The following is a 24,020-nucleotide window of genomic DNA, read 5'->3' as shown; positions in this document are numbered from 1 at the left end:
TATGGCACGCGACTATACACTCAACCATTACCGTAACTTCGGTATTATGGCGCACATCGATGCAGGTAAAACCACCTGTTCCGAGCGTATCCTGTATTACACTGGTAAATCCCACAACATCGGTGAGGTGCACGATGGTGCAGCCACCATGGACTGGATGGAGCAGGAGCAGGAACGCGGCATCACCATCACCTCGGCTGCGACCACCACTTTCTGGGAACGCACCGAAGATGGTCAGACCGCTGACACTCCGAAGCACCGTCTGAACATCATCGACACCCCCGGCCACGTTGACTTCACCATCGAAGTTGAGCGTTCGCTGGCGGTTCTCGACGGTGCAGTCTGTGTTCTGGACGCCAACGCCGGTGTTGAACCCCAGACCGAAACCGTGTGGCGTCAGGCTGACCGCTACAAGGTTCCGCGCATCGTGTTCGTCAACAAGATGGACAAGATCGGCGCTGACTTCTTCAACTGCGTCAACATGATCGAAGACCGCACCGGCGCACGCGCTGTTCCGGTTGGTATTCCGATCGGTGCAGAATCCGAACTGGAAGGCCTGATTGACCTGGTCACCATGAAGGAATGGCTGTGGCAGGGCGAAGACCTTGGTGCGTCCTGGATCCAGACCGAGATCCGCGACGAGCTGAAGGACATGGCCGACGAATGGCGCGGCAAGATGATCGAAGCGGCCGTCGAAATGGACGACGACGCGATGGAAAACTACCTGATGGACGGCGCCGAGCCCGACGTCGCAACTCTGCGCGGCCTGCTGCGTAAGGGTACTCTGTCGCTGTCTTTCGTTCCTGTTCTGGGCGGTTCTGCGTTCAAGAACAAAGGCGTTCAGCCGCTGCTCAACGCTGTGATCGACTATCTGCCCAGCCCGCTGGACGTTGTTGATTACATGGGCTTCAAGCCGGGTGACGAAAACGAAGAGCGTAACATTGCACGTCGTGCAGATGACGAGATGCCCTTCGCTGGTCTGGCGTTCAAAATCATGAACGACCCGTTTGTTGGCTCCCTGACCTTCACCCGGATCTACTCCGGCGTGCTGAACAAGGGCGACAGCATCCTGAACTCCACCAAAGGTAAAAAAGAGCGCGTCGGTCGTATGATGATGATGCACTCCAACAACCGTGAAGAAATCGAAGAAGCGTTTGCAGGCGACATCATCGCGCTGGCGGGTCTGAAAGACACCACCACCGGTGACACCCTCTGCGACGCCAAAGAGCCGGTGGTCCTGGAAACCATGACCTTCCCGGATCCGGTTATCGAAATCGCGGTTGAGCCCAAAACCAAGGGCGACCAGGAGAAAATGTCCCAGGGTCTGGCCCGTCTGGCCGCCGAAGACCCGTCCTTCCGTGTCGAAACCGACCTCGAGTCCGGTCAGACCATCATGAAGGGCATGGGCGAACTTCACCTGGACATCCTGGTGGACCGTCTGAAGCGCGAGTTCAAAGTCGAAGCAAACATCGGCGCCCCGCAGGTTGCTTACCGCGAGACCATTGGTCACGAAGTCGAGCACACCTACACCCACAAGAAACAGTCGGGTGGTTCGGGTCAGTTCGCTGAGGTGAAGATGATCATCTCGCCGACAGAAGCTGGCGAAGGTTACTCCTTCGAGAGCCGCATCGTTGGTGGTGCTGTTCCCAAGGAATACATCCCCGGTGTTGAAAAAGGCATCCAGTCCGTCATGGACAGCGGCCCTCTGGCTGGCTTCCCCGTGATCGACTTCAAGGTTGCTCTGATCGACGGTAAGTTCCACGACGTTGACTCCAGCGTTCTGGCCTTTGAAATCGCCGCACGTATGGCGATGCGTGAAGGCATGAAGAAAGCTGGCGCGAAGCTCTTGGAACCGATCATGAAAGTCGAAGTGATCACCCCGGAAGAATACACCGGCGGTATCATCGGCGATCTGACATCCCGTCGTGGTCAGGTGTCCGGCCAGGAGCCCCGTGGTAACGCGATCGCAATCGACGCATTCGTGCCGCTGGCAAACATGTTCGGCTACATCAACACCCTGCGTTCGATGTCGTCCGGCCGTGCCCAGTTCACCATGCAGTTCGACCACTACGATCCGGTTCCGCAGAACATCTCCGACGAGATCCAAGCGAAATACGCATAAGCGTACCGACATTGAAGGGTTCGCGCTCCGCGCGTGCCCTTCTCAACACAAAAGGAGGCCATTATGGCTAAGGAAAAGTTTGAACGTACAAAACCGCACGTCAACATCGGCACCATCGGCCACGTTGACCACGGCAAAACCACGCTGACCGCAGCGATCACCAAGTACTTCGGTGACTTCAAAGCCTACGACCAGATCGACGGCGCACCGGAAGAAAAAGCACGCGGCATCACCATCTCCACCGCACACGTGGAATATGAAACCGCAGACCGTCACTACGCACACGTCGACTGCCCCGGCCACGCTGACTATGTGAAAAACATGATCACCGGTGCGGCGCAGATGGACGGCGCGATCCTGGTTGTGAACGCAGCTGACGGCCCGATGCCGCAGACCCGCGAGCACATCCTGCTGGGCCGCCAGGTTGGCATCCCGAAGATGGTCGTGTTCATGAACAAGGTTGACCAGGTTGACGACGAAGAGCTGCTCGAGCTCGTCGAAATGGAAATCCGTGAACTGCTGTCCTCCTACGACTACCCGGGCGACGATATCCCGATCGTTGCAGGGTCCGCTCTGGCGGCGATGGAAGGCAACAAGCCTGAGATCGGCGAAGAGAAAATCAAGGAACTGATGGCGGCTGTTGACGAGTACATCGACACCCCCGAGCGCGCTGTTGACCAGCCGTTCCTGATGCCGATCGAAGACGTGTTCTCGATCTCCGGCCGTGGTACCGTTGTGACCGGTCGTGTTGAGCGCGGCGTGATCAACGTTGGCGACGCGATCGAAATCGTTGGTATCCGTGACACCACCAACACCACCTGTACCGGTGTTGAAATGTTCCGCAAGCTGCTGGACCGTGGTGAAGCAGGCGACAACATCGGCGCGCTGCTGCGTGGTGTTGACCGTGACGGCGTTGAGCGTGGTCAGGTTCTGTGTAAGCCGGGTTCCGTGAAGCCGCACACCAAGTTCGAAGCTGAGGCCTACATCCTCACCAAAGAAGAAGGTGGTCGTCACACCCCGTTCTTCGCGAACTACCGTCCGCAGTTCTACTTCCGCACCACCGACGTGACCGGCACCGTGACCCTGCCGGAAGGCACCGAGATGGTTATGCCGGGCGACAACCTGAAGTTCGACGTTGAACTGATCGCCCCGATCGCGATGGAGCAGGGCCTGCGCTTTGCGATCCGCGAAGGCGGCCGCACCGTCGGCGCCGGCGTCGTTTCCAAAATCACCGAGTAATTTTGGAAACAGTGGCGACAGGCGGTTTTCCTTCAGGAAAACTGCCGAGAGCCACACGGTGAACGAACTAAAGAAGGCCGCTCCAACCGGGGCGGCCTTTTTTATGGGGCACTCGCAACAGGGTAGATGATCATTGTCCGAAAACAAAACTCAGTTGGCGGTTCAAAACACGCGCGCGCTTCTTCGTCAAAAATTAGAACTTCTTGACCGTGTACGTTTCAGTGAACCGTTCAATTTGGAACTAAGTTTTGCGAACGTGAAAGAGACCAAGGAGAGTAAGTGTCAAAATCTTGTGTTTGCTCACTTGAAGGAGTGGGCAGGTCGCAGGTCCTGTATCTACGAATTGAGCGTCCGTAACATAAGTCTCGCTGAAGAACTGGCTGCTAGCTTTCTTCAGGCAAAGGAAGATCGAAGGCGCGGCTATGCTCTTCCGAAGTTCAACAATAGTGTAAGATCAAATACCCTTTACGTTGGCCAAAGTAAGAGTGTTGCTAATCGTTTGAAACAGCATGTATTCTCTGCGCCCGCCGCAACCTATGCATTGAATTTATCGCGGTGGGTTGGCGGGATCGATGGGATGTTAAACATATCGGTTTGGGCGCTGGAAGAGCCCTGCGAGCCTTCGATTCTTCAGGACATTGAAGATTCGCATTGGGTTTTGACTTCACCAATATTTGGCCGGAAAGGCGCGCGTTAGATCTACCTCCCAAACCCCCTTGCCACACTGGCCCAACAGGCGTATACGGCGCCATCCCGCTTTGCGGGGCAGAGGCGGGGTGATTCCCGCCTTTTGGGTTCGATGAGGGTACGCGGTGGTCGCATGCCCTCCTCTCAACCCCAACGCCTGAGAAAAAAGGCACGACTATGCAAAGCCAAAATATCCGTATCCGGCTGAAGGCATTCGACTTCCGCGTACTGGACGCCAGCACGCAGGAAATCGTGAACACTGCCAAGCGGACCGGCGCCCAGGTGCGCGGCCCGATCCCCCTGCCGAACAAGATTGAGAAATTCACCGTTCTGCGTGGCCCGCACGTTGACAAGAAATCTCGTGACCAGTTCGAGATCCGCACCCACAAGCGGCTCCTGGACATCGTTGATCCGACCCCCCAGACCGTGGACGCGCTGATGAAGCTCGACCTCGCCGCTGGCGTGGACGTCGAAATCAAGCTGCAATCCTAAGATCGGAGGGTAATGAATATGCGCTCTGGTATTATCGCAAAGAAAGTCGGCATGACCCGGCTGTTCCTGGAAGACGGCAAGCAGGTTCCTGTGACCGTTCTTCAGCTGGATGGCCTGCAAGTGACCGCACAGCGCACCGAGGAAAAAGACGGCTACACAGCTGTTCAGCTCGGCGCAGGTTCGGCCAAGGTCAAGCGCGTCTCCAAAGCCATGCGCGGCCACTTCGCAGCAGCGAAGGTTGAGCCCAAGCGCAAGCTGGTTGAATTCCGCGTGCCTGCTGACGGCCTGATCGAAGTGGGTGCGGAAATCTCCGCAGAGCACTTCCTGGAAGGTCAGAAGGTTGACGTGACCGGCACCTCCATCGGTAAAGGTTTTGCCGGTGCGATGAAGCGCTGGAACTTTGGTGGTCTGCGCGCCTCGCACGGTGTGTCGATCTCTCACCGTTCCCACGGTTCGACCGGTCAGTGTCAGGATCCCGGCAAGGTTTTCAAAGGCAAGAAAATGGCCGGCCACATGGGTGCTGCCCGCGTGACCACCCAGAACCTGGAAGTCGTCAAGACCGACGCCGATCGTGGCCTGATCATGATCAAAGGCGCCGTTCCCGGCTCCAAAGGTGGCTGGGTCACCGTTAAAGACGCCGTGAAAAAGAAAGCCCCCGAAGGTCTGCCCTACCCGGCAGCTCTGAAGTCGGCTGCAGCGGAAGAAGTCTCCGCGGAAGGTGGTGAAGCATGAAACTTGATGTGATCAAACTGGACGGCGGCAAAGCCGGCGACATCGAGCTGGATGCAGAGCTGTTCGGCCTGGAGCCGCGCACCGACATCCTGCACCGTGTGGTGCGCTGGCAACGTAACAACGCGCAGGCCGGTACCCACAAGGTAAAGACCCGCTCCGAGACCTCCTACTCGACCAAGAAGATCTATCGCCAAAAAGGCACCGGTGGCGCACGTCACGGTGACCGTAACGCGCCGATCTTCCGCAAGGGTGGTATCTACAAGGGTCCGACCCCGCGTTCGCATGGCCACGATCTGACCAAGAAATTCCGCAAGCTGGGTCTGCGCCACGCGCTGTCCGCCAAGGCAAAAGCGGGTGAACTGGTCGTTATTGAAAACGCCGATTCCGAAGGCAAGACCGCCGCTCTGGCCAAACAGGTCAAGGACCTGGGTTGGAAGCGCGCACTGGTCATCGATGGTGCATCCGTGAACGAGGGCTTTGCCCGCGCCGCGCGCAACATCGAAGGTCTGGATATCCTGCCGACAATGGGCGCAAACGTCTATGACATCCTGAAGCGTGACACCCTGGTGATCACCAAAGCAGGTGTCGAAGCACTGGAGGCTCGCCTGAAATGAGCGCGAAGGCAGAACACTACGACGTGATCCGCAAGCCGATCATCACCGAAAAAGCAACCATGGCATCCGAAACCGGTGCAGTGGTCTTCGAAGTGGCGATCGACTCCAACAAGCCGCAGATCAAAGAAGCCGTTGAGGCGCTCTTTGGTGTGAAGGTCAAAGCGGTCAACACCACCATCACCAAGGGTAAGGTCAAGCGTTTCCGCGGCCAGATCGGCCGTCGCAAGGACGTGAAGAAAGCCTATGTGACCCTGGAAGAAGGCAACACCATCGACGTGTCCACCGGACTCTGAGATCTGTTTGTCTGAGACTTAAGAAGGCCCCTGCGAAAGCGGGGGCCTTTTTCGTTGGTGAATACTGCGAAGGTCAGCTCTTGACCCAGGGTGGGCGCGATGCGCCCTCCCGTTTTGCCAAAGGCACGCTGGTACTGTGCCGGGGAAGGGCAGGCCACCGCGCCAGCGTCATGCCGAAAGCATGCCTCCGGCGCGACCCGCACCCATGGGGCAGCGCTTTGTCTTGCGCTTTTGCATGTCGGTGAGGTCGTACGGATTTGGCTGGGATAAACTGCCAAACGCCACGTTGAGAGCGCCACCCCGCGGGACGGCGCTAGCGCTTTTATCTGTGCATTCGATCTACCAAATAGTTCAAGCCAAGTAGCGTAGAAGACATGAGGCTGAAACAAGCCCAGAAATAGAGGACTGCCCCCACAAGCTTGAAAAACAAGGGGTACGTTGTTACCCAGCCTATAGCTTTAATGTCATCCCGCAGCAGCTCGGAGAGCGAAGTGCCTAGGAAAATTAGAATTGTAAGGCCTGAGCAATAACCAAATATGGCGCAAAGAAATTGCCGCCTTCGGAGACTTGTTTTTCGGTGCAAAATTTTTCGGCCGACTATCTCTTCTTCTAATCGAGGGCTTTGAAATGTGGCGACTGCTGCGAGCGATGCGATGTAGAATCCAATCAACATTGATAGAAGTGAGTTCACTCGCTTAAGGATGTTGTCTGGGCCTTCGAAAATGCTGAACAAGCCGAAGTACCAGACACTCCAAGTCGCGATGGCAGTGGCAATGGTTGGATAGAACCACTGATACCACCGGAGATTGCTGCTGAGGTGTTCAGACAGCTTGAGAGGCCGGTCTAGAGGCGCCTCTCTAAGTCCCAGAAAGCGAATGACAGTGAAGAGTTTGTCATGTCCAAGCATCATGCGGCAGGTTGTTGCTGATACTGCTGGAAAATACTCTCGATCTTTTGAAACATGTCAGATCTGGGCGTGCCATAAAATTGAGGCAAAGGGTCGTCAAAGCCTGCTACCTGTTCGTTGGCAACAAAAAAGGAAGTCAGAATATCACCATCGGGATCAACTTCTGTTTGTTTGACTTGGCCGAATTCGGTCTTAATGCGAACCAACATTTTTGCACCTTCTTCATAACCATTGGTTTGCGCCCAAGTAGTTAAGCGGTTGAAAAGGCTTCTTCCCTCTTGCTCCGTGACCGTACGTTGAAGCTTGAATTTAGCTGAAAGAAGTTGCTCAGACCTGATGGGGTTTTCGTCGGTTCCAATGTGGTACTCTTCTTCCTTCACAAATTCTACGTCTTGCAGGGAGCCTGTGCGAAGCACGTCTCTCATTAGTTTTGATTTGTACCCCAGGAGTTCAACGACCCCGTAGGCTGTCCTTTGCTGCCTATCTTCGTTCTCAAACTGGATCTTAAAGTTGTCGTCTTTTAGGAGCCAGCGCAGATAGTTCTCTAGCGATTTGAGGTGAATTCCAGACGTTCGTTCCACCAAAACCATGTAGTTACCGTTGGCCTCAGGTGTGCTCCGGATAGCAATGTGGCTTGAGAAAGGGACACCTTCATTCTCTCCCTTCGGAATTTCCCTCGTGTCTGTGGTGTCAAAGTTAACAAACGCAGGGTCGCTAACGTCCTTATCTCCAAAATGAAGCAAGAACCGTATCGTGGAGTTCGTGCGGTCCACATCGGTGCACCACATCATTTTCTCGTCATTCCGACCGATCAGCTTCTTTTGTGTTCCTTGGTTTTCGCGGTGCAGCAGCAATTCAAAAAGATGATCAAGTGGGAAGCTGCTTGGTGCTCCTCGTTGGCGTTGTTCGCAACGCAAACTAATCTCTGCTACGTAGATCCACCTGAGTTTGTTGGAAATGGCCATTCAATATTGTTCCTGCTTAAAACTTCTGTCGACAACGTAGTTGGATGGTGAGCGAATACAACTATAAAGGAACTGCGGTCTCTTGAGCTGCTTCCCCATTGCCACCCCTCCGACTCTCTGCTATGCCGCAGCAATCCTGAAGACCCCGGATTCGTTCCGGGGTCGTTACGTTTGTCGGGATGTTCGAACTCGGGGACCTTTGGGGCCCTATATCACTGGCACCTACGGGGGCCTTAAACATAGCTGGACCAAAGACAAAAACCTAAGGTCTGGCACGCTAAACGGAAGACAGAAAGCATGGCACTTAAGTCGTATAAACCGACTACGCCGGGCCAGCGTGGGCTGGTTCTGATCGACCGTTCGGAGCTTTGGAAAGGGCGTCCGGTCAAATCTCTCACTGAGGGTCTGACCAAATCGGGCGGCCGGAACAACACCGGACGGATCACTTCACGTCGTCGTGGCGGCGGCGCAAAGCGTCTCTACCGGATCGTCGATTTCAAGCGCAACAAATTCGATGTTGCGGCGACCGTCGAGCGGATCGAATACGACCCGAACCGGACCGCATTCATCGCACTGATCAAATACGAAGACGGCGAGCAGGCGTATATCCTCGCTCCGCAGCGTCTGGCAGTTGGTGACAAGGTAATCGCCTCCGCGAAAGCCGACATCAAGCCGGGCAACGCAATGCCGTTCTCGGGCATGCCGATCGGTACCATCGTTCACAACATCGAAATGAAGCCCGGCAAAGGCGGCCAGATCGCCCGTGCAGCCGGTACCTATGCTCAGTTCGTTGGTCGTGATGGTGGCTACGCTCAGATCCGCCTGTCCTCGGGTGAACTGCGCCTCGTCCGTCAGGAATGCATGGCCACCGTTGGTGCCGTGTCCAACCCTGACAACTCCAACCAGAACTTTGGTAAAGCCGGCCGTATGCGCCACAAGGGCAAGCGTCCTTCTGTGCGTGGTGTGGTTATGAACCCGATCGATCACCCGCACGGTGGTGGTGAAGGTCGTACCTCCGGTGGTCGTCACCCGGTGACCCCATGGGGTAAGCCGACCAAAGGTAAGCGCACCCGCAACAAAAACAAAGCGTCGCAAAAGCTCATCATCCGCTCGCGCCACGCCAAGAAGAAGGGACGTTAACATATGTCTCGCTCTGTATGGAAAGGCCCCTTTGTCGATGCTTACGTGCTGAAAAAAGCCGAAGCAGCGCGCGAGTCGGGCCGCAACGAAGTCATCAAAATCTGGTCGCGTCGTTCCACCATTCTGCCCCAGTTCGTGGGTCTGACATTTGGTGTGTACAACGGTCAGAAGCACATTCCCGTCAACGTCTCAGAAGACATGATTGGTCAGAAGTTCGGTGAATACTCCCCGACTCGTACCTATTACGGTCACGCTGCGGACAAAAAAGCGAAGCGGAAGTAAGTCATGGGCAAGGCAAAAAATCCCCGCCGCGTGGCAGACAACGAAGCAATGGCAAAACTGCGCATGCTCCGTACCTCCCCGCAGAAACTGAACCTCGTCGCCGGCATGATCCGTGGCAAGAAAGTTGAGAAGGCTCTGACCGACCTGACTTTCTCCAACAAGCGGGTCGCGCAGGACGTGAAGAAATGCCTTCAGTCCGCAATTGCGAACGCCGAGAACAACCATAACCTGGACGTCGATGAACTGATCGTAGCCGAGGCTTATGTAGGTAAAAACCTGACCATGAAGCGTGGCCGCCCTCGTGCCCGTGGCCGGTTTGGCAAGATCCTCAAGCCGTTTTCGGAGATCACCATCAAGGTGCGTCAAGTTGAGGAGCAAGCCTAATGGGACATAAAGTCAATCCGGTCGGCATGCGCCTTCAGGTCAACCGCACCTGGGACAGCCGTTGGTACGCCGACACCAAAGACTATGGTGATCTGCTGCTGGAAGACCTGCGCATCCGTGATTTCATCAAGGAAGAGTGCAAGCAGGCAGGCATCGCCCGTGTGATCATCGAACGCCCCCACAAGAAGTGCCGTGTGACCATTCACACCGCGCGTCCGGGCGTGATCATCGGCAAAAAAGGCGCGGACATCGAAGTTCTTCGCAAGAAGATCGCTTCCATGACCGACTCCGAGCTGCACCTCAACATCGTTGAAGTGCGCAAGCCTGAACTCGACGCTCAGCTGGTTGGCGAATCCATCGCTCAGCAGCTGGAACGCCGTGTGTCCTTCCGTCGCGCGATGAAGCGTGCCGTTCAGAACGCAATGCGCATGGGCGCCCTGGGTATCCGGGTGAACGTCGCTGGTCGTCTGGGTGGTGCTGAAATCGCTCGTACCGAATGGTACCGTGAAGGTCGTGTGCCGCTGCACACCCTGCGCGCCGACATCGATTACGCTCACTCCGAAGCCTCGACCCCTTACGGGATCATCGGGATCAAAGTCTGGATCTTCAAAGGCGAGATCATGGAACACGATCCTCAGGCGCGTGACCGTAAAGCACAGGAACTCCAGGACGGTCCGGCACCTCGCGGTGCAGGCGGTCGTCGCTAAGGAGGGTATGAGATGCTTCAACCAAAGCGTACTAAATTCCGCAAAATGCACAAAGGCCGGATCTCTGGCGAAGCAAAAGGCGGTTCGGACCTGAACTTCGGCACCTATGGCCTGAAGGCAACCACTCCTGAGCGTGTGACTGCACGTCAGATCGAGGCTGCCCGTCGTGCCATGACCCGCCACATGAAGCGTCAGGGCCGTGTATGGATCCGCATCTTCCCGGACACCCCGGTTACCTCTAAGCCCGTCGAAGTTCGTATGGGTAAAGGTAAGGGCTCCGTGGACTACTGGGCATGCAAAGTTAAGCCCGGTCGCGTGATGTTCGAGATCGACGGTGTGAACGACGACATCGCACGCGAGGCCCTGCGCCTGGCCGCGATGAAACTGCCGGTGAAAACCCGCGTCGTGGTTCGCGAAGACTGGTAATTGGCGAAAGCCAGATACTGATCTGAAAATAGAAACCCCCGCTGAAATCTCAGCGGGGGTTTTTCGTTCTGCGGGTTTTGTTGGCAGGGGATGGCGTGTCTGCCTGCGGTGACGGGGCAGGGGGTTTGGCGTGCGCCCCTCAGCGGTATTTGGCTGCGGTGATGAACTCGCCAAAGGCCTCGCACCAGATCACAACGGTTGTATAGGCCTCGATGTTGATGCCCTCTGGCACGTCAAGGATCAGCCCGCCAAACATCTTGACATCCCCCACCCGCACAGAGGCATCCTTGATGGCTTCAAATCCGGCTTCATCCTCTACGAACTCGGGGGCGAGATACAGCTTGTAGTCCGGGCCGGGGGCCAGCTCTCCGATATGGGTGATCCGCGAGGGGGACAGGCTGATGCTGCCGGTGCCCCAATGCAGGAAATCGCTGCCTGCAAGATCACGGGTAAAGCTGCCGGTATAGGTCGCACCTTCCGCGCCAGCGGTCAGCGTTGCGGCATCGGGCCCCTTTGGCGCGGTCAGGATCGGCAGGATGTAGATCCCCAATGCCACGCCGATCACCAGCGCAATGCCATGTGTCACAAGTCTGAAGATCCAACGCATATCCCGGTCCCTGTTGCTGAGTTTTGCGCAGCTTACGTGCGTCAACTTGTCAAAGGAAAGAGCCAGTTTCGCCTGCGGGCCGGGAAACAACGGATCTCGCACTTTGTCCGGGCATGCGCTATGGGACAGCTATGGCACAGATTGAATCACTCTTCGTTACCCGTCTCTACCGCGCCGCCTTGTCCGAACATGGACCCAAGATCGACGCGAGTGAACTTGAAAACTCCTGCTTTGTGATCGCACAGGATGACGACGCCGGTCAGGACTGGTGCGAGGAGAACGGCTATCCGGGCTACACCTCTTATGCATCGCTGACGGACCTGCCGTGGCGCTTTCCGATCTTTGCCGATCTGGTAAAGTCGCTGGACCTGCATGTGGCGGCCTTTGCCGAGGATCTGCAACTGGACCTGGACGGGCGCAAACTGGTGCTCGAAGATCTCTGGATCAACATCCTGCCGGAAGGCGGCACCCACGCCAGCCACATCCACCCCCATTCGGTGATTTCGGGCACCACCTATGTGTCGATGCCCGACGGCACCAGCGCCCTGAAACTGGAAGACCCGCGTCACGCCATGATGATGGCACATCCCCCGCGCACCAAGGATTGTCGACAGGAGCTGAAGACCTTTGTCTACCAATCCCCCGCAGTTGGTGATGTGCTGCTCTGGGAGAGCTTCATCCGCCACGAAGTCCCGCTGAACATGGCCGAAGACGAGCGCGTCTCGGTGAGCTTCAACTACCGCTGGGAGTGACCGCCATCCTGGAAATGATCCGGGAGGGGCATTCAAGCGCGAACGGGCGTAGTCCCCGGTCGCTGACTGAACGGGAGAGCGCGCTTGTGGCACTCCTCAGGTGAGGGGGGAGCCTCTTAGTGTATGATCACAGCCCGATTGTTTTGAACGATGGTGAGCAGATGGTCCACGCCGTTCACGCTCGTATACTCCCAACCTTGACCGAAGTTGTGGTTATCGCCCTGTGTGCGCCGCTGGCTCTGGTGATATGGCTGTTTGTGCATCGGAGCTTTCGCTCGTCCACATATGTGATTACCACACAGCGTGTCCTGTCGGTTGAAAGATCGGGTGTTTGCGATGAAGTCGGTATCGGGGACATTCAGCGCCTGAAAACCCGTCGCGGAGCGATGATGATCTACGCAGGGGGCAAGCGGCTGTGGCTCCCGCGTCTGCCGGACGGCTGGCATTTCGAAACCGTTCTGAACAATGTGCAGCGCCTGGGAATGTGATGCTGGCGCTTGACGTAAATCCCGCTTCTTTAGGGGGCATAAGCCGCTTTGCGAGCCCCTAGGGAGGCGCCCTTCCGTGGGGAGGGGCGGGGCCGACCCGGGCTTTGAGCCCGCGCCAAGATCTTCAGGTCAAAACACCGCGAATGGCGTTTTCGAGCCGTTTATCCAAACCACGCCCGCGTCTGAACCACAGGTGGCGTGCGGCAGTCTCGCATTCCTTTTCAAGGATTGCCTGCCGCACGAGGTCACCTTGTGACAACCCGCACCGTCAATGGTGCCCCGCCGCCAATAATCTCCAGCAGCAGGTCGATGTTGGGATGCGCACCGGGCCGGTTTCTGGCGTCTTCGGTATGTTCCGCAAAAACGGCGAGCCCGTGAGAGGCGGCTTCAGCATCCAGTGTCTCAAATGTCTGTGCCAGATATTGATAGACCGCAAGCGAGCCCTGTTTGCCGGGAATGTTGTCGATCCGGGCTGTGACGCGGCCGGAGAAATCCAAGAGCTCGATACCGTCTAGCCCCTCGATCGAAGGGATGAGTTGGAGGTTCTCTTTGAACGATGCGGTGGGTTGGATCATTGCGGCATCCTTTGCAGTGTGATTGGATGCTGGGTAGCAGCTTTTGGATGGCTTGCAAGCAACACCCCCGCGCGCGCCAACCTTTCCCTTGCCCCCCCCTCCTATCTCCTCTATAGGGACCCATCGCTTGGGCCAAATCCGCCTTGGATTTTGGTCTGGTGATTCTTTTTGCCGTGCATTTTGCACGGGTGACATAACCCACCAGGTTCAAAGGTGACCCACACGGGGCCTTCTGGTGCTTAGGACAAGGAACAAAGGCGATGAACGCCAATGATCTGCGCGACAAGACCGTGGATGAACTCCGCGACATGCTCGCATCCATGAAAAAAGAGAGCTTCAACCTGCGCTTTCAGCAGGCAACCGGTCAGCTGGAAAACACTTCGGGTATCAAAGCGGCACGCCGCAACGCTGCCCGCGTGAAGACCATCCTGAACGAAAAAGCTGCAGCAGCAGCCGAATAAGGAGCGACACAATGCCCAAACGTATCCTGCAAGGCGTTGTGACCAGCGACGCAAACGCCCAGACCGTAACTGTCTCGGTTGAACGCCGCTTCACGCACCCGGTTCTGAAGAAAACCATTCGTAAGTCCAAGAAATACCGGGCTCACGATGAAAAGAACGCTTTCAAGGTCGGCGACTCTGTACGCATCATCGAATGCGCGCCGAAATCGAAAACGAAACGCTGGGAAGTTCTGGAAGCCTAAGAGTCTCATTCGAGACTCCTGGCGACTAGACTTAACAGTCAGTCGAAACCCTGGGGGATCACAGCATCGCATCGCTGCCCCATAGGTCGGGAGAAACCACATGATCCAGATGCAAACAAACCTGGATGTTGCTGACAACTCCGGCGCTCGCCGAGTTCAGTGCATCAAGGTTCTGGGTGGTTCCAAGCGTAAATACGCATCCGTTGGCGACATCATCGTCGTCTCGGTAAAGGAAGCCATCCCGCGCGGCCGCGTGAAAAAAGGTGACGTCCGTAAGGCCGTCGTCGTACGCACCGCCAAAGAGGTCCGTCGTGAAGACGGCACCGCAATCCGTTTTGACCGCAACGCAGCTGTCATCCTGAACAACAACAACGAGCCGGTAGGTACCCGTATCTTTGGCCCGGTTGTTCGTGAACTGCGCGCGAAAAACTTCATGAAGATCATCTCGCTCGCTCCGGAGGTGCTGTAATCATGGCTGCTAAACTCCGCAAAGGCGACAAGGTCGTCGTGCTGGCCGGCAAGGACAAGGGCAAAGAAGGCACCATTGCCTCCGTTGACCCGAAAGCCGGTAAAGCCGTTGTCGAAGGCGTGAATATGGCGATCCGTCATACCCGTCAGACCCAGACCAGCCAAGGTGGCCGCCTGCCCAAGGCCCTGCCGATCCAGCTGTCGAACCTGGCTCTGCTGGACGCAAACGGCAAAGCAACCCGCGTTGGCTTCCGCATGGAAGGCGACAAGAAAGTGCGCTTCGCCAAAACCACGGGGGACGTGATCGATGCTTGATAACGCAACCTACACCCCGCGTCTGAAAGCTCTCTACAAGGAAACCATTCGTGGCGCCCTGAAAGAAGAGTTCGGCTACAAGAACGAGATGATGATCCCCAAGCTGGACAAGATCGTTCTGAACATCGGCTGCGGCCGTGCTGCCGTAAAAGACAGCAAGAAAGCCAAGTCTGCTCAGGCTGACCTGACCGCAATCGCGGGCCAGAAAGCTCTGACCACCGTGGCAAAGAATTCCATCGCTGGCTTCCGCGTTCGCGAAGGCATGCCGATGGGCGCAAAGGTGACTCTGCGCGGCGACCGGATGTATGAATTCCTCGACCGTCTGACCACCATCGCGATGCCCCGTATCCGCGACTTCCGCGGCGTTCCGGGCACGTCTTTTGACGGCCGTGGCAACTATGCCATGGGTCTGAAAGAGCACATGGTCTTCCCCGAGATCGACTTCGACAAGATCGACGAACCCTGGGGTATGGACATCGTGATTGCCACCACCGCGAACACCGACGCGGAAGCAAAGGCGCTGTTGAAAGCATTCAACATGCCCTTCAACAGCTAAGCGCGGGAAGGAAGAGACATGGCTAAGAAAAGCATGATCGAACGCGAGAAGAAGCGCGAGCGCCTGGTGGCTAAATACGCCGCAAAGCGTGCCGAGCTGAAAGAGATCGCAAACGACGAATCTCGCCCGATGGAAGAGCGCTTCAAAGCGCGCCTCGACCTGGCGAAACTGCCGCGCAACTCGTCGGCAACCCGTCTGCACAACCGCTGCCAGCTGACCGGCCGTCCTCACGCTTACTACCGTAAGCTGAAGATCAGCCGTATCGCTCTGCGGGAACTGGGCTCGAATGGCCAGATCCCCGGCATGGTGAAATCGAGCTGGTAAGGGAGAGACTGATATGAACGATCCTATCGGCGATATGCTCACCCGTATCCGTAACTCTCAGATGCGCGGCAAATCCACCGTCCTGACACCGGCTTCCAAGCTGCGTGCCTGGGTTCTGGATGTGCTCGCAGACGAAGGTTACATCCGCGGCTATGAGAAAACGACTGATGCGAAGGGCCACCCGGCCATCGAAATCAGCCTGAAATACTTCGATGGCGAACCTGTCATTCGCGAACTGAAGCGGGTCTCCAAACCCGGTCGTCGCGTATACATGGGCGTCAATGACATCCCGTCGGTCCGTCAGGGCCTGGGTGTGTCGATTGTCTCCACCCCCAAGGGTGTGATGTCGGACGCAAACGCACGCGCAGCCAACGTTGGCGGCGAAGTGCTCTGCACCGTCTTCTAAGGAGGTCTGTCGATGTCCCGTATTGGTAAAAAAGCGGTCGAGCTGCCCAGCGGTGTATCCGCCAGCGTCTCCGGCCAGAGCATTGAAGTGAAAGGTCCGAAAGGCACCCGTAGCTTCACCGCAACCGACGACGTCACCATCACTGTCGAAGACAACCTGGTCAAAGTGGACCCGCGCGGTAAATCCAAGCGTGCCCGCCAGCAGTGGGGCATGTCCCGCACTATGGTCCAGAACCTCGTCACCGGCGTGACCCAGGGCTTCAAGAAAGAGCTGGAGATCCAGGGTGTGGGTTACCGGGCTCAGATGCAGGGCAACACCCTGAAGCTGAACCTGGGCTACAGCCACGACGTTGACGTTGTTGCTCCGGAAGGTGTCACCATCACCGCACCGAAGCAGACCGAAATCGTTGTCGAAGGTAACGACCAACAACTCGTCGGCGAAGTTGCGGCCAAAATCCGCGACTGGCGTCGTCCCGAGCCCTACAAAGGCAAGGGTATCCGCTACAAAGGCGAGTTCATCTTCCGCAAGGAAGGCAAGAAGAAGTAAGGACCAGCAAAATGGCAAACAGCAAACGTACCCTGTTTCTGAAGCGCCGGCTGCGCGTCCGGAACAAGCTTCGCAAGGTCAACGCAGGCCGTCCGCGCCTGTCCGTGCACCGTTCGAACAAGAACATCTCTGTTCAGCTGATCGACGATGTGCGTGGCGTGACCGTCGCCGCCGCCTCCACCCTGGAAAAAGACCTGGGTTTTGTCGGCAAGAACAACATCGAAGCAGCCACCAAAGTGGGTTCGGTTATTGCCGAGCGCGCAAAGGCGGCAGGCGTCACCGAAGCATACTTCGACCGTGGCGGCTTCCTGTTCCACGGCAAAGTGAAGGCTCTGGCCGACGCAGCGCGTGAAGGCGGTCTGAAGATCTAATGATCTTCGTGCCTGCCCTCGGGGAGGCACAAGTCAGACACTGTGGGCGGCGTCCGCGCCGCCCCGATGATCCGGGAGCCGGGTTAGACCCGCTCACCTGGATTGAGTAGATAAAGGCGCTCGTCGCCAGGATGAAAGGAATGCCTTATGGCAGAACGTGAAAACCGCCGGGGTAACCGTCGCGACCGCGAGGAAACCCCGGAATTCGCAGATCGCCTCGTCGCGATCAACCGCGTTTCCAAAACCGTAAAAGGTGGTAAGCGCTTTGGCTTCGCCGCTCTGGTGGTTGTTGGCGATCAGAAAGGCCGCGTCGGCTTTGGTAAAGGTAAAGCGAAAGAGGTCCCCGAGGCCATTCGTAAAGCCACCGAGCAGGCCAAGCGTCAGATGATCCGCGTGCAGCTGAAAGAAGGCCGCACTCTGCATCACGACATGCACGGCCGTCACGGCGCAGGCAAAGTTGTCATGCGCACCGCACCGGAAGGTACCGGTATCATCGCAGGTGGTCCGATGCGTGCCGTCTTCGAAATGCTCGGCGTCAAAGACGTTGTTTCGAAGTCGATCGGTTCGCAGAACCCCTACAACATGATCCGCGCCACCATCGACGGTCTGAAAAAAGAGCAGTCGCCGCGTTCGGTTGCTCAGCGTCGTGGTAAAAAAGTCGCCGACATCCTGCCCAAGCGGGATGAAGCACCTGCTGCTGAAGCAGAAGCGTAAGGAGACGGACACATGGCAAAAACCATCGTTGTTAAGCAGATCGGCTCCCCGATCCGCCGCCCCGCAGACCAGCGCGCAACTCTCGTTGGCCTGGGCCTGAACAAGATGCACAAGACCCGCGAACTGGAAGACACCCCTTCCGTACGCGGTATGGTCAACAAGATCCCGCATCTGGTTGAGATCATCGAAGAGCGCGACTAAGCCTCTTTCTCGATTGAGACACGACTTAGAAACGCCCCGGTTCGCCGGGGCGTTTTTCTTTTGCCCCTTTGCTATGCGTGCGGCTCCCAAATTGCCAAAACGGCAGCATCACATCCGATTTGAGCGATTTTTCCCATGCACAGGCTGCATAGCGGGAAGTCCAATGCGTCAGTTGTTTGCGGTAACATGCAGGGCTATCTGATGGGTGTCACTGAAACAGACAATGATCAACACCCGCCGGAAATACGTCCGGTCAAATAAAGGAACATCACAATGGCACATGTCATCAACACCACCTACGCCGGTAACTCTCTCTTTGCCCGCATCCGCACCCTGTTCCAGGAACTGCAGGACCAGCGCGCATTGCACCGCGAGTACACTCGCACCTACAACGAATTGAACGCCCTGAGCGACCGTGACCTGGCCGACATCGGCATCGGCCGCGGTGACATCGACACGCTCGCCCGCGAGCACGTCTACGGCGCCTGATCGCACCGAGATAGAATTGTCGGACCCGTTCCTCCTCCCTCGGATCTGACAATTTGCTGAGAACGCTCCTGCCCCTCCTCCTCCCTGGGCAGGGGCGTTTTCTCGTTTTTGGGGGGCTGATGCCGGGGTGTTGCCTACCCTGCGCACGCCCTATGCACGATCGTTTCAGATCGCTGTGCCATGCTGGGGGCGATCGCGATCTTCGCTGGGTTTGGCACCCCGGCAAACGGAACCGGACCCACGCAAAACAGGCGCGGGCCATGACAGATATATCCTCATGCGGGGCAAGCCCCCGATCCACATCCACCCGGCGGCGCCGCCACCCTTTATAAAACGGCCCCAGACGGAACCGACACAGCACCAGACGAGACGGCAGAGCAACCGGCAGGGCAGGGGCCCTGGCGGGGAAACGGCGTATATGTCCGCCGCCCAGCTGGCGATCCCGGCTGTCTGGACACCTCCACTCTTGATCCTGCCCCGCATCGGGTCTATACGCCCCCGGTGGTCCTATGGACTGCAGAATCAGAAAATCAAAAATGCCGTGTTTGACCCGCTTACGCTTCAGGGGTCAGTTCCGGCGAAGGAGAAGCGATATGAAACTTCATGAACTGCGCGACAACCCAGGCGCCGCACCGAAACGGACCCGCGTTGGCCGTGGTCCGGGCTCCGGCAAAGGTAAAATGGGTGGCCGTGGTATCAAAGGTCAGAAATCCCGTTCGGGTGTTTCGATCAACGGCTACGAAGGCGGCCAGATGCCCCTCTACCAGCGTCTGCCCAAGCGTGGCTTCAACAAGCCGAACCGCAAGGCATACGCAGTTGTGAACCTGGGCCTGATCCAGAAGTTCATCGACGCAGGCAAGCTCGACGCAGCCTCCATCAACGAAGACACCCTGGTTGCATCCGGTGTTGTTCGTCGCAAACTGGACGGCGTTCGCGTTCTGGCCAAGGGTGAATTCACCGCAAAAGCGACCATCGCAGTAACCGGCGCCTCCAAGGCTGCCGTGGACGCAGTCGCAAAGGCCGGTGGCTCCCTGACCGTGGCAAACACTGCCGCAGCTGAGTAACAGCTTGTGAGCGGCGCCGATGCCGCTTACATAGAATTCAGTTTTCCATTGACGCCGCCCGAGCCGGAAAACGGCCCTGGGCGGCGTTTTCGCAAGAAGAGACCTTTTTTATGGTATCAGCAGCAGAACAAATGGCGGCGAACACCAGTTGGTCGGCTCTTGGCAAGGCGACAGACCTGCGTAATCGCATTCTGTTTACCCTTGGCCTTTTGATCGTCTACCGCCTTGGGACATATATTCCGGTTCCCGGAATCGATGCAGATGCCCTGCGCCAGTTTATGGCACAGGCAGGGCAGGGGATCGGTGGCATGGTTTCCATGTTTACCGGCGGCGCGCTTGGCCGGATGGGTATTTTTGCCCTCGGTATCATGCCTTACATCTCGGCATCGATTATCGTCCAGCTGCTGACCTCGATGGTTCCCTCGCTTGAGCAGCTCAAGAAAGAGGGCGAACAGGGTCGCAAAAAGATCAACCAATACACCCGCTACGGCACCGTTCTTCTGGCAACGGCCCAGTCCTATGGTCTGGCTGTGTCGCTCGAATCCGGTGATCTGGCGACCGATCCGGGCCTGTACTTCCGTCTGGCCTGCATGATCACGCTGGTGGGCGGCACCATGTTCCTGATGTGGCTGGGCGAGCAGATCACCCAGCGTGGCATCGGCAACGGTATCTCGCTCATCATCTTCGTCGGCATCATTGCCGAGGTTCCTGCCGCAATCGCCCAGTTCCTGGCCTCCGGCCGCTCCGGCGCGATCAGCCCTGCGGTGATCATTGCCGTGATCGTCATGATGGTTGCGATCATCATGTTCGTGGTCTTCATGGAACGCGCCCTGCGCAAGATCCACATCCAGTACCCGCGCCGTCAGGTCGGGATGAAGGTCTATGACGGTGGTTCCAGCCACCTCCCGGTCAAGGTGAACCCGGCAGGCGTGATCCCGGCGATCTTTGCCTCCTCGCTTCTGCTGCTGCCGGTGACCATCTCCACCTTCTCGGCGGATGCAACCAACGGCCCGATCATGTCGTGGCTGCTGGCAAACTTCGGCCCCGGACAGCCGCTTTACCTGCTGTTCTTCGTGGCGATGATCGTGTTCTTTGCCTATTTCTACACTTTCAACGTCTCCTTCAAACCGGATGATGTTGCCAACAACCTCAAGAACCAGAACGGCTTTGTGCCCGGCATCCGCCCTGGCAAGAAAACCGCGGAATACCTGGAATATGTGGTCAACCGCATCCTGGTTCTCGGCTCTGCCTATCTGGCCGCTGTCTGCCTGCTGCCCGAAATCCTGCGTGGTCAGCTGGCGATCCCTGTCTACTTCGGTGGCACCTCGGTGCTGATCGTGGTGTCGGTGGTCATGGACACCATCCAGCAAGCCCAGAGCCACCTGCTCGCGCATCAGTATGAAGGCCTCATCGAGAAGAGCCAGCTGCGCGGCCGTAACAAGAAACGCACACGACGGGGACCGGCACGCCGATGACCAATATCATTCTTCTTGGACCGCCCGGCGCCGGCAAAGGCACCCAGGCCCGCTATCTGGTCGAATCGCGCAACATGGTTCAGCTGAGCACCGGTGACATGCTGCGCGACGCGCAGGCCTCCGGCAGCGAGATGGGCAAACGCGTGGCAGAGGTCATCGCCCGTGGTGAGCTGGTCACAGACGAGATCGTCATTGGCCTGATCCGCGAAAAGATCGAGGAAGGCGCCGAAGGCGGCTTCATCTTCGACGGCTTCCCCCGCACTCTGGCGCAGGCTGATGCCCTGGCCGAGCTGCTGTCGGCAACCGGTCAGAAGCTCGACGCAGTGATCGAGATGCAGGTTGATGACGAGGCGCTGGTCGCCCGCATCACCGGTCGTTCCACCTGCGGCGACTGCGGTGAGGTCTATCACGATCAGACCAAACCCTGGCCCGAAGACGGCAAATGCGCAAACTGCGGTGGCACCACCCAGAAACGCCGCGCTGACGACAACGAGGAAAGCCTCCGCACCCGTCTGATGGAATACTACAAAAAGACCTCGCCGCTGATCGGCTACTACTACGCCAAGGGCAACCTGCAGCGTCTCAACGGTCTCGATTCCATCGAAAAGGTCCGCGAAAACCTCGCCTGGATCATGGGCGACTGATCCGAAACCGGATCTGACCGAGTGGTTTCTGACGGCTCCGCCCCCTTGGGTTCGGGGCCGTTTTTTCACCCGGCGGCCCGATCAGGGGTCTGCGCAAAACTGCCGCAAAAAACGCAGGCTGGGCCGGGCGGACGGGCATGGCGCAAGGAAACTTTGCCACGGCACCGGGGCACGGGTTGACCCAAGCGTCATTTCCACATAGGGAACCCCATCCCCTGTGGGAATCATTCCAGCTGCGCGCGTATACCGCGCATCTGAATTACCTCAAAATGCTGGACCCACTGGCTCCACTGCCAAGGTCAAGTGTTGTGAAAAAAGGTTCCGGCACTACGGAACCGCAACGAAAAGGAAAGTGACACGTGGCACGTATTGCCGGCGTTAACATCCCGACTGCAAAGCGGGTACCAATCGCCCTCACATATATCACCGGTATCGGTTCCACCTCCGCAGAAGCAATCTGCGAAGCTGTAGGCATCGACCGTACCCGTCGCGTCAACGAGTTGTCGGATGCCGAAGTTCTGGCCATCCGTGAGCACATCGACGCCAACTACACCGTCGAAGGCGACCTGCGCCGCGAAGTGACCATGAACATCAAACGTCTGATGGATCTGGGTTGCTACCGTGGTCTGCGTCACCGTCGTAACCTGCCCGTTCGCGGTCAGCGTACCCACACCAACGCTCGTACCCGCAAAGGCCCCGCAAAGGCCATCGCTGGTAAGAAGAAATAAGGGAGGGTCTGACCAATGGCACGCGATAAGACTCGCATTAAGCGCAAAGAGCGTAAGAACATCGCCTCTGGCGTTGCACATGTGAACTCCTCGTTCAACAACACCAAGATCCTGATCTCGGACGTGCAAGGCAACGCGATTTCCTGGTCCTCCGCAGGCACCATGGGCTTCAAGGGTTCCCGTAAGTCGACCCCTTATGCTGCTCAGATGGCTGCTGAAGATGCAGGCAAAAAAGCGCAGGATCACGGCGTTAAAACTCTGGAAGTCGAAGTTCAGGGCCCCGGTTCGGGTCGTGAATCCGCACTGCGCGCACTGGCTGCAATCGGCTTCAACATCACTTCCATCCGTGATGTGACCCCGATCGCGCACAACGGCTGCCGTCCGCCGAAGCGCCGTCGCGTATAATCGACAAGAATTCAGCTGGGGCTTTGCAATTTCTGCAGGGCCCCAGTCCGTCATTTGAAACCTCGGGCGTCTGCACCTTCGGACATGGGGCGCGGACAGGAATGGAGGGACCGCATGATCCACAAGAACTGGGCTGAACTGATTAAGCCGACCCAGCTTGATGTTAAGCCGGGCAATGATCCCGCACGTCAGGCCACCGTTGTGGCAGAACCGCTGGAACGCGGCTTTGGTCTGACCCTTGGCAACGCGCTGCGTCGCGTTCTGATGAGCTCGCTGCAAGGCGCGGCCATCACCTCTGTGCAGATCGACAACGTCCTGCACGAATTCTCCAGCGTCGCCGGCGTTCGCGAAGATGTCACCGACATCATCCTGAACCTCAAAGGTGTGTCGCTGCGCATGGAAGTCGAAGGCCCCAAGCGCCTTTCGATCAATGCCAAAGGCCCGGCAGTTGTGACCGCAGGTGACATCTCCGAATCCGCTGGCATCGAAGTTCTGAACCGCGAGCACGTGATCTGCCACCTCGATGATGGTGCGGATCTGTTCATGGAACTGACTGTCAACACCGGCAAAGGCTATGTCTCTGCCGACAAGAACAAGCCCGAAGATGCGCCCATCGGTCTGATCCCGATCGACGCCATCTATTCGCCGGTCAAGAAGGTCTCCTATGACGTTCAGCCGACCCGCGAAGGTCAGGTTCTGGACTATGACAAGCTGACCATGAAGGTCGAAACCGACGGCTCCATCACCCCGGAAGACGCCGTGGCCTTTGCTGCGCGCATCCTCCAGGACCAGCTGTCGATCTTCGTCAACTTCGACGAGCCGGAATCGGCTGGCCGTCAGGACGACGACGATGGTCTCGAGTTCAACCCGCTTCTCTTGAAGAAAGTGGACGAACTGGAACTGTCCGTGCGTTCGGCAAACTGCCTGAAGAACGACAACATCGTCTACATCGGCGATCTGATCCAGAAAACCGAAGCAGAAATGCTCCGCACCCCGAACTTCGGCCGCAAGTCCCTGAACGAGATCAAGGAAGTGCTGTCGGGTATGGGTCTGCACCTCGGTATGGACGTCGAAGACTGGCCGCCGGACAACATCGAAGATCTGGCCAAGAAGTTCGAAGACAGCTTCTAAGAGATTGGGCGGCTCTCGGGCCGCCCGAAATGCCCGGACCTGCCGGGGACGATATGGGCATCCGCCCC

At 57.5% G+C, this 24,020-nt stretch carries 35 protein-coding genes; 32 read left to right on the top strand and 3 right to left on the bottom strand.

All coding sequences use genetic code 11. The features are described from left to right. Position 1: 1 nt before the first annotated feature. The 7 genes from fusA (at position 2) to KUV39_RS11445 (ending at position 6,179) form a co-directional block, all read left to right on the top strand. Positions 2-2,122 (top strand): elongation factor G, encoded by a 2,121-nt coding sequence (gene fusA / locus KUV39_RS11475; protein ID WP_050673268.1) that lies wholly within the window; start codon positions 2-4, stop codon positions 2,120-2,122. A 63-nt stretch (positions 2,123-2,185) separates the two neighbouring features. Continuing rightward, the gene (gene tuf, locus KUV39_RS11470; RefSeq protein WP_008560197.1) at positions 2,186-3,361 is read left to right on the top strand and encodes an elongation factor Tu; all 1,176 of its coding nucleotides are present in this window, start codon (positions 2,186-2,188) and stop codon (positions 3,359-3,361) included. A gap of 133 nt (positions 3,362-3,494) precedes the next feature. After that, positions 3,495-4,058: a GIY-YIG nuclease family protein gene (locus tag KUV39_RS11465; RefSeq protein WP_222459815.1), complete on the top strand. Its 564-nt coding sequence runs from the start codon at positions 3,495-3,497 to the stop codon at positions 4,056-4,058. 167 nt (positions 4,059-4,225) lie between these two features. Next, the gene (rpsJ, locus tag KUV39_RS11460) at positions 4,226-4,540 is read left to right on the top strand and encodes a 30S ribosomal protein S10 (protein ID WP_008563081.1); all 315 of its coding nucleotides are present in this window, start codon (positions 4,226-4,228) and stop codon (positions 4,538-4,540) included. A gap of 18 nt (positions 4,541-4,558) precedes the next feature. Continuing rightward, positions 4,559-5,272, top strand: a complete 714-nt coding sequence (rplC, locus tag KUV39_RS11455) for a 50S ribosomal protein L3 (protein ID WP_024095823.1) — start codon at positions 4,559-4,561, stop codon at positions 5,270-5,272. Then, a complete protein-coding gene (gene rplD, locus KUV39_RS11450) occupies positions 5,269-5,886 on the top strand; it encodes a 50S ribosomal protein L4 (protein ID WP_046212350.1) in 618 nt (205 codons plus the stop codon). Before rplC ends, rplD begins: the two co-directional genes overlap by 4 nt. After that, a complete protein-coding gene (locus tag KUV39_RS11445; protein ID WP_024095825.1) occupies positions 5,883-6,179 on the top strand; it encodes a 50S ribosomal protein L23 in 297 nt (98 codons plus the stop codon). Before rplD ends, KUV39_RS11445 begins: the two co-directional genes overlap by 4 nt. A gap of 906 nt (positions 6,180-7,085) precedes the next feature. Here the strand turns inward: KUV39_RS11445 and KUV39_RS11440 are convergent. Further along, positions 7,086-8,051, bottom strand: coding sequence for a hypothetical protein (locus tag KUV39_RS11440; RefSeq protein ID WP_222459814.1), 966 nt, complete (start codon positions 8,049-8,051; stop codon positions 7,086-7,088). 297 nt (positions 8,052-8,348) lie between these two features. Between KUV39_RS11440 and rplB the strand changes: the two genes are divergently transcribed. Genes rplB through rplP form a run of 5 tightly spaced genes read left to right on the top strand, consistent with a single transcriptional unit; the run spans position 8,349 to position 10,990 of the window. Then, positions 8,349-9,191, top strand: a complete 843-nt coding sequence (rplB, locus tag KUV39_RS11435; protein WP_008561157.1) for a 50S ribosomal protein L2 — start codon at positions 8,349-8,351, stop codon at positions 9,189-9,191. A 3-nt stretch (positions 9,192-9,194) separates the two neighbouring features. Continuing rightward, positions 9,195-9,473: a 30S ribosomal protein S19 gene (rpsS, locus tag KUV39_RS11430; protein ID WP_005980699.1), complete on the top strand. Its 279-nt coding sequence runs from the start codon at positions 9,195-9,197 to the stop codon at positions 9,471-9,473. Between the two features lie 3 nt (positions 9,474-9,476). Next, positions 9,477-9,857 carry a 50S ribosomal protein L22 gene (gene rplV / locus KUV39_RS11425; protein ID WP_008560423.1) on the top strand — a complete coding sequence of 127 codons (381 nt, stop codon included), beginning with the start codon at positions 9,477-9,479 and terminating at the stop codon, positions 9,855-9,857. Further along, positions 9,857-10,564 carry a 30S ribosomal protein S3 gene (gene rpsC, locus KUV39_RS11420; RefSeq protein ID WP_008560126.1) on the top strand — a complete coding sequence of 236 codons (708 nt, stop codon included), beginning with the start codon at positions 9,857-9,859 and terminating at the stop codon, positions 10,562-10,564. The genes rplV and rpsC overlap by 1 nt, the downstream gene beginning before the upstream one ends. 12 nt (positions 10,565-10,576) lie before the next feature. Next, positions 10,577-10,990: a 50S ribosomal protein L16 gene (rplP, locus tag KUV39_RS11415; RefSeq protein WP_008559969.1), complete on the top strand. Its 414-nt coding sequence runs from the start codon at positions 10,577-10,579 to the stop codon at positions 10,988-10,990. A gap of 139 nt (positions 10,991-11,129) precedes the next feature. On the opposite strand, the gene KUV39_RS11410 is transcribed toward rplP, so the two are convergent. Further along, positions 11,130-11,597, bottom strand: coding sequence for a DM13 domain-containing protein (locus KUV39_RS11410; protein WP_008559050.1), 468 nt, complete (start codon positions 11,595-11,597; stop codon positions 11,130-11,132). A gap of 131 nt (positions 11,598-11,728) precedes the next feature. Between KUV39_RS11410 and KUV39_RS11405 the strand changes: the two genes are divergently transcribed. Both KUV39_RS11405 and KUV39_RS11400 read left to right on the top strand, forming a co-directional pair. Next, positions 11,729-12,349, top strand: coding sequence for a TIGR02466 family protein (locus tag KUV39_RS11405; RefSeq protein WP_046212222.1), 621 nt, complete (start codon positions 11,729-11,731; stop codon positions 12,347-12,349). A 119-nt stretch (positions 12,350-12,468) separates the two neighbouring features. Continuing rightward, positions 12,469-12,837 (top strand): hypothetical protein, encoded by a 369-nt coding sequence (locus tag KUV39_RS11400; RefSeq protein ID WP_222459813.1) that lies wholly within the window; start codon positions 12,469-12,471, stop codon positions 12,835-12,837. Positions 12,838-13,082: 245 nt separating this feature from the next. Here the strand turns inward: KUV39_RS11400 and KUV39_RS11395 are convergent, their stop codons facing one another. Further along, positions 13,083-13,412 carry a DUF2322 family protein gene (locus KUV39_RS11395; protein ID WP_222459812.1) on the bottom strand — a complete coding sequence of 110 codons (330 nt, stop codon included), beginning with the start codon at positions 13,410-13,412 and terminating at the stop codon, positions 13,083-13,085. A 260-nt stretch (positions 13,413-13,672) separates the two neighbouring features. Here KUV39_RS11395 and rpmC point away from each other — a divergent pair, with 260 nt between their 5' ends. The 18 genes from rpmC (at position 13,673) to KUV39_RS11305 (ending at position 23,952) form a co-directional block, all read left to right on the top strand. Beyond that, complete coding sequence (rpmC, locus tag KUV39_RS11390; protein ID WP_008560132.1) at positions 13,673-13,873, top strand: 50S ribosomal protein L29; 201 nt, start codon at positions 13,673-13,675, stop codon at positions 13,871-13,873. Positions 13,874-13,884: 11 nt separating this feature from the next. Further along, on the top strand, positions 13,885-14,115 hold the full coding sequence (gene rpsQ, locus KUV39_RS11385) for a 30S ribosomal protein S17 (RefSeq protein WP_005621877.1): 231 nt from the start codon (positions 13,885-13,887) through the stop codon (positions 14,113-14,115). A gap of 100 nt (positions 14,116-14,215) precedes the next feature. Then, entirely contained in the window at positions 14,216-14,584 is a 369-nt protein-coding gene (gene rplN / locus KUV39_RS11380) for a 50S ribosomal protein L14 (RefSeq protein WP_005621870.1), read from the top strand. A 2-nt stretch (positions 14,585-14,586) separates the two neighbouring features. Beyond that, complete coding sequence (gene rplX, locus KUV39_RS11375; protein WP_008560005.1) at positions 14,587-14,898, top strand: 50S ribosomal protein L24; 312 nt, start codon at positions 14,587-14,589, stop codon at positions 14,896-14,898. Next, complete coding sequence (gene rplE / locus KUV39_RS11370) at positions 14,891-15,454, top strand: 50S ribosomal protein L5 (RefSeq protein WP_008560900.1); 564 nt, start codon at positions 14,891-14,893, stop codon at positions 15,452-15,454. The genes rplX and rplE overlap by 8 nt, the downstream gene beginning before the upstream one ends. Positions 15,455-15,472: 18 nt before the next feature. Next, positions 15,473-15,778 (top strand): 30S ribosomal protein S14, encoded by a 306-nt coding sequence (gene rpsN, locus KUV39_RS11365; RefSeq protein ID WP_008561382.1) that lies wholly within the window; start codon positions 15,473-15,475, stop codon positions 15,776-15,778. Positions 15,779-15,791: 13 nt separating this feature from the next. Further along, positions 15,792-16,184 carry a 30S ribosomal protein S8 gene (gene rpsH, locus KUV39_RS11360; protein WP_008561906.1) on the top strand — a complete coding sequence of 131 codons (393 nt, stop codon included), beginning with the start codon at positions 15,792-15,794 and terminating at the stop codon, positions 16,182-16,184. Positions 16,185-16,196: 12 nt separating this feature from the next. Next, entirely contained in the window at positions 16,197-16,730 is a 534-nt protein-coding gene (rplF, locus tag KUV39_RS11355) for a 50S ribosomal protein L6 (RefSeq protein WP_008562148.1), read from the top strand. Positions 16,731-16,741: 11 nt separating this feature from the next. Then, positions 16,742-17,101 (top strand): 50S ribosomal protein L18, encoded by a 360-nt coding sequence (gene rplR / locus KUV39_RS11350; RefSeq protein ID WP_008560648.1) that lies wholly within the window; start codon positions 16,742-16,744, stop codon positions 17,099-17,101. Positions 17,102-17,248: 147 nt separating this feature from the next. Then, entirely contained in the window at positions 17,249-17,815 is a 567-nt protein-coding gene (gene rpsE, locus KUV39_RS11345) for a 30S ribosomal protein S5 (protein ID WP_008563071.1), read from the top strand. Positions 17,816-17,827: 12 nt separating this feature from the next. After that, entirely contained in the window at positions 17,828-18,016 is a 189-nt protein-coding gene (gene rpmD / locus KUV39_RS11340) for a 50S ribosomal protein L30 (protein WP_008559881.1), read from the top strand. 273 nt (positions 18,017-18,289) lie between these two features. After that, complete coding sequence (locus tag KUV39_RS11335) at positions 18,290-18,505, top strand: DUF1127 domain-containing protein (protein ID WP_008560511.1); 216 nt, start codon at positions 18,290-18,292, stop codon at positions 18,503-18,505. A 593-nt stretch (positions 18,506-19,098) separates the two neighbouring features. After that, on the top strand, positions 19,099-19,569 hold the full coding sequence (rplO, locus tag KUV39_RS11330; RefSeq protein ID WP_008561531.1) for a 50S ribosomal protein L15: 471 nt from the start codon (positions 19,099-19,101) through the stop codon (positions 19,567-19,569). Between the two features lie 110 nt (positions 19,570-19,679). Continuing rightward, positions 19,680-21,044, top strand: coding sequence for a preprotein translocase subunit SecY (gene secY / locus KUV39_RS11325; RefSeq protein ID WP_046212218.1), 1,365 nt, complete (start codon positions 19,680-19,682; stop codon positions 21,042-21,044). After that, positions 21,041-21,688, top strand: coding sequence for an adenylate kinase (locus KUV39_RS11320; protein ID WP_008561414.1), 648 nt, complete (start codon positions 21,041-21,043; stop codon positions 21,686-21,688). The genes secY and KUV39_RS11320 overlap by 4 nt, the downstream gene beginning before the upstream one ends. A 359-nt stretch (positions 21,689-22,047) precedes the next feature. Beyond that, positions 22,048-22,416 carry a 30S ribosomal protein S13 gene (rpsM, locus tag KUV39_RS11315; protein WP_008559263.1) on the top strand — a complete coding sequence of 123 codons (369 nt, stop codon included), beginning with the start codon at positions 22,048-22,050 and terminating at the stop codon, positions 22,414-22,416. A gap of 15 nt (positions 22,417-22,431) precedes the next feature. Beyond that, positions 22,432-22,821 carry a 30S ribosomal protein S11 gene (gene rpsK / locus KUV39_RS11310; protein WP_008560534.1) on the top strand — a complete coding sequence of 130 codons (390 nt, stop codon included), beginning with the start codon at positions 22,432-22,434 and terminating at the stop codon, positions 22,819-22,821. Between the two features lie 114 nt (positions 22,822-22,935). Further along, positions 22,936-23,952, top strand: a complete 1,017-nt coding sequence (locus KUV39_RS11305; protein WP_008562550.1) for a DNA-directed RNA polymerase subunit alpha — start codon at positions 22,936-22,938, stop codon at positions 23,950-23,952. Positions 23,953-24,020 lie beyond the last annotated feature (68 nt).

The organism is Phaeobacter italicus, assembly GCF_019801785.1.
GTDB classification, from domain to species: Bacteria; Pseudomonadota; Alphaproteobacteria; order Rhodobacterales; family Rhodobacteraceae; genus Phaeobacter; species Phaeobacter italicus.
This window is presented reverse-complemented; position numbering and strand designations above follow the sequence as displayed.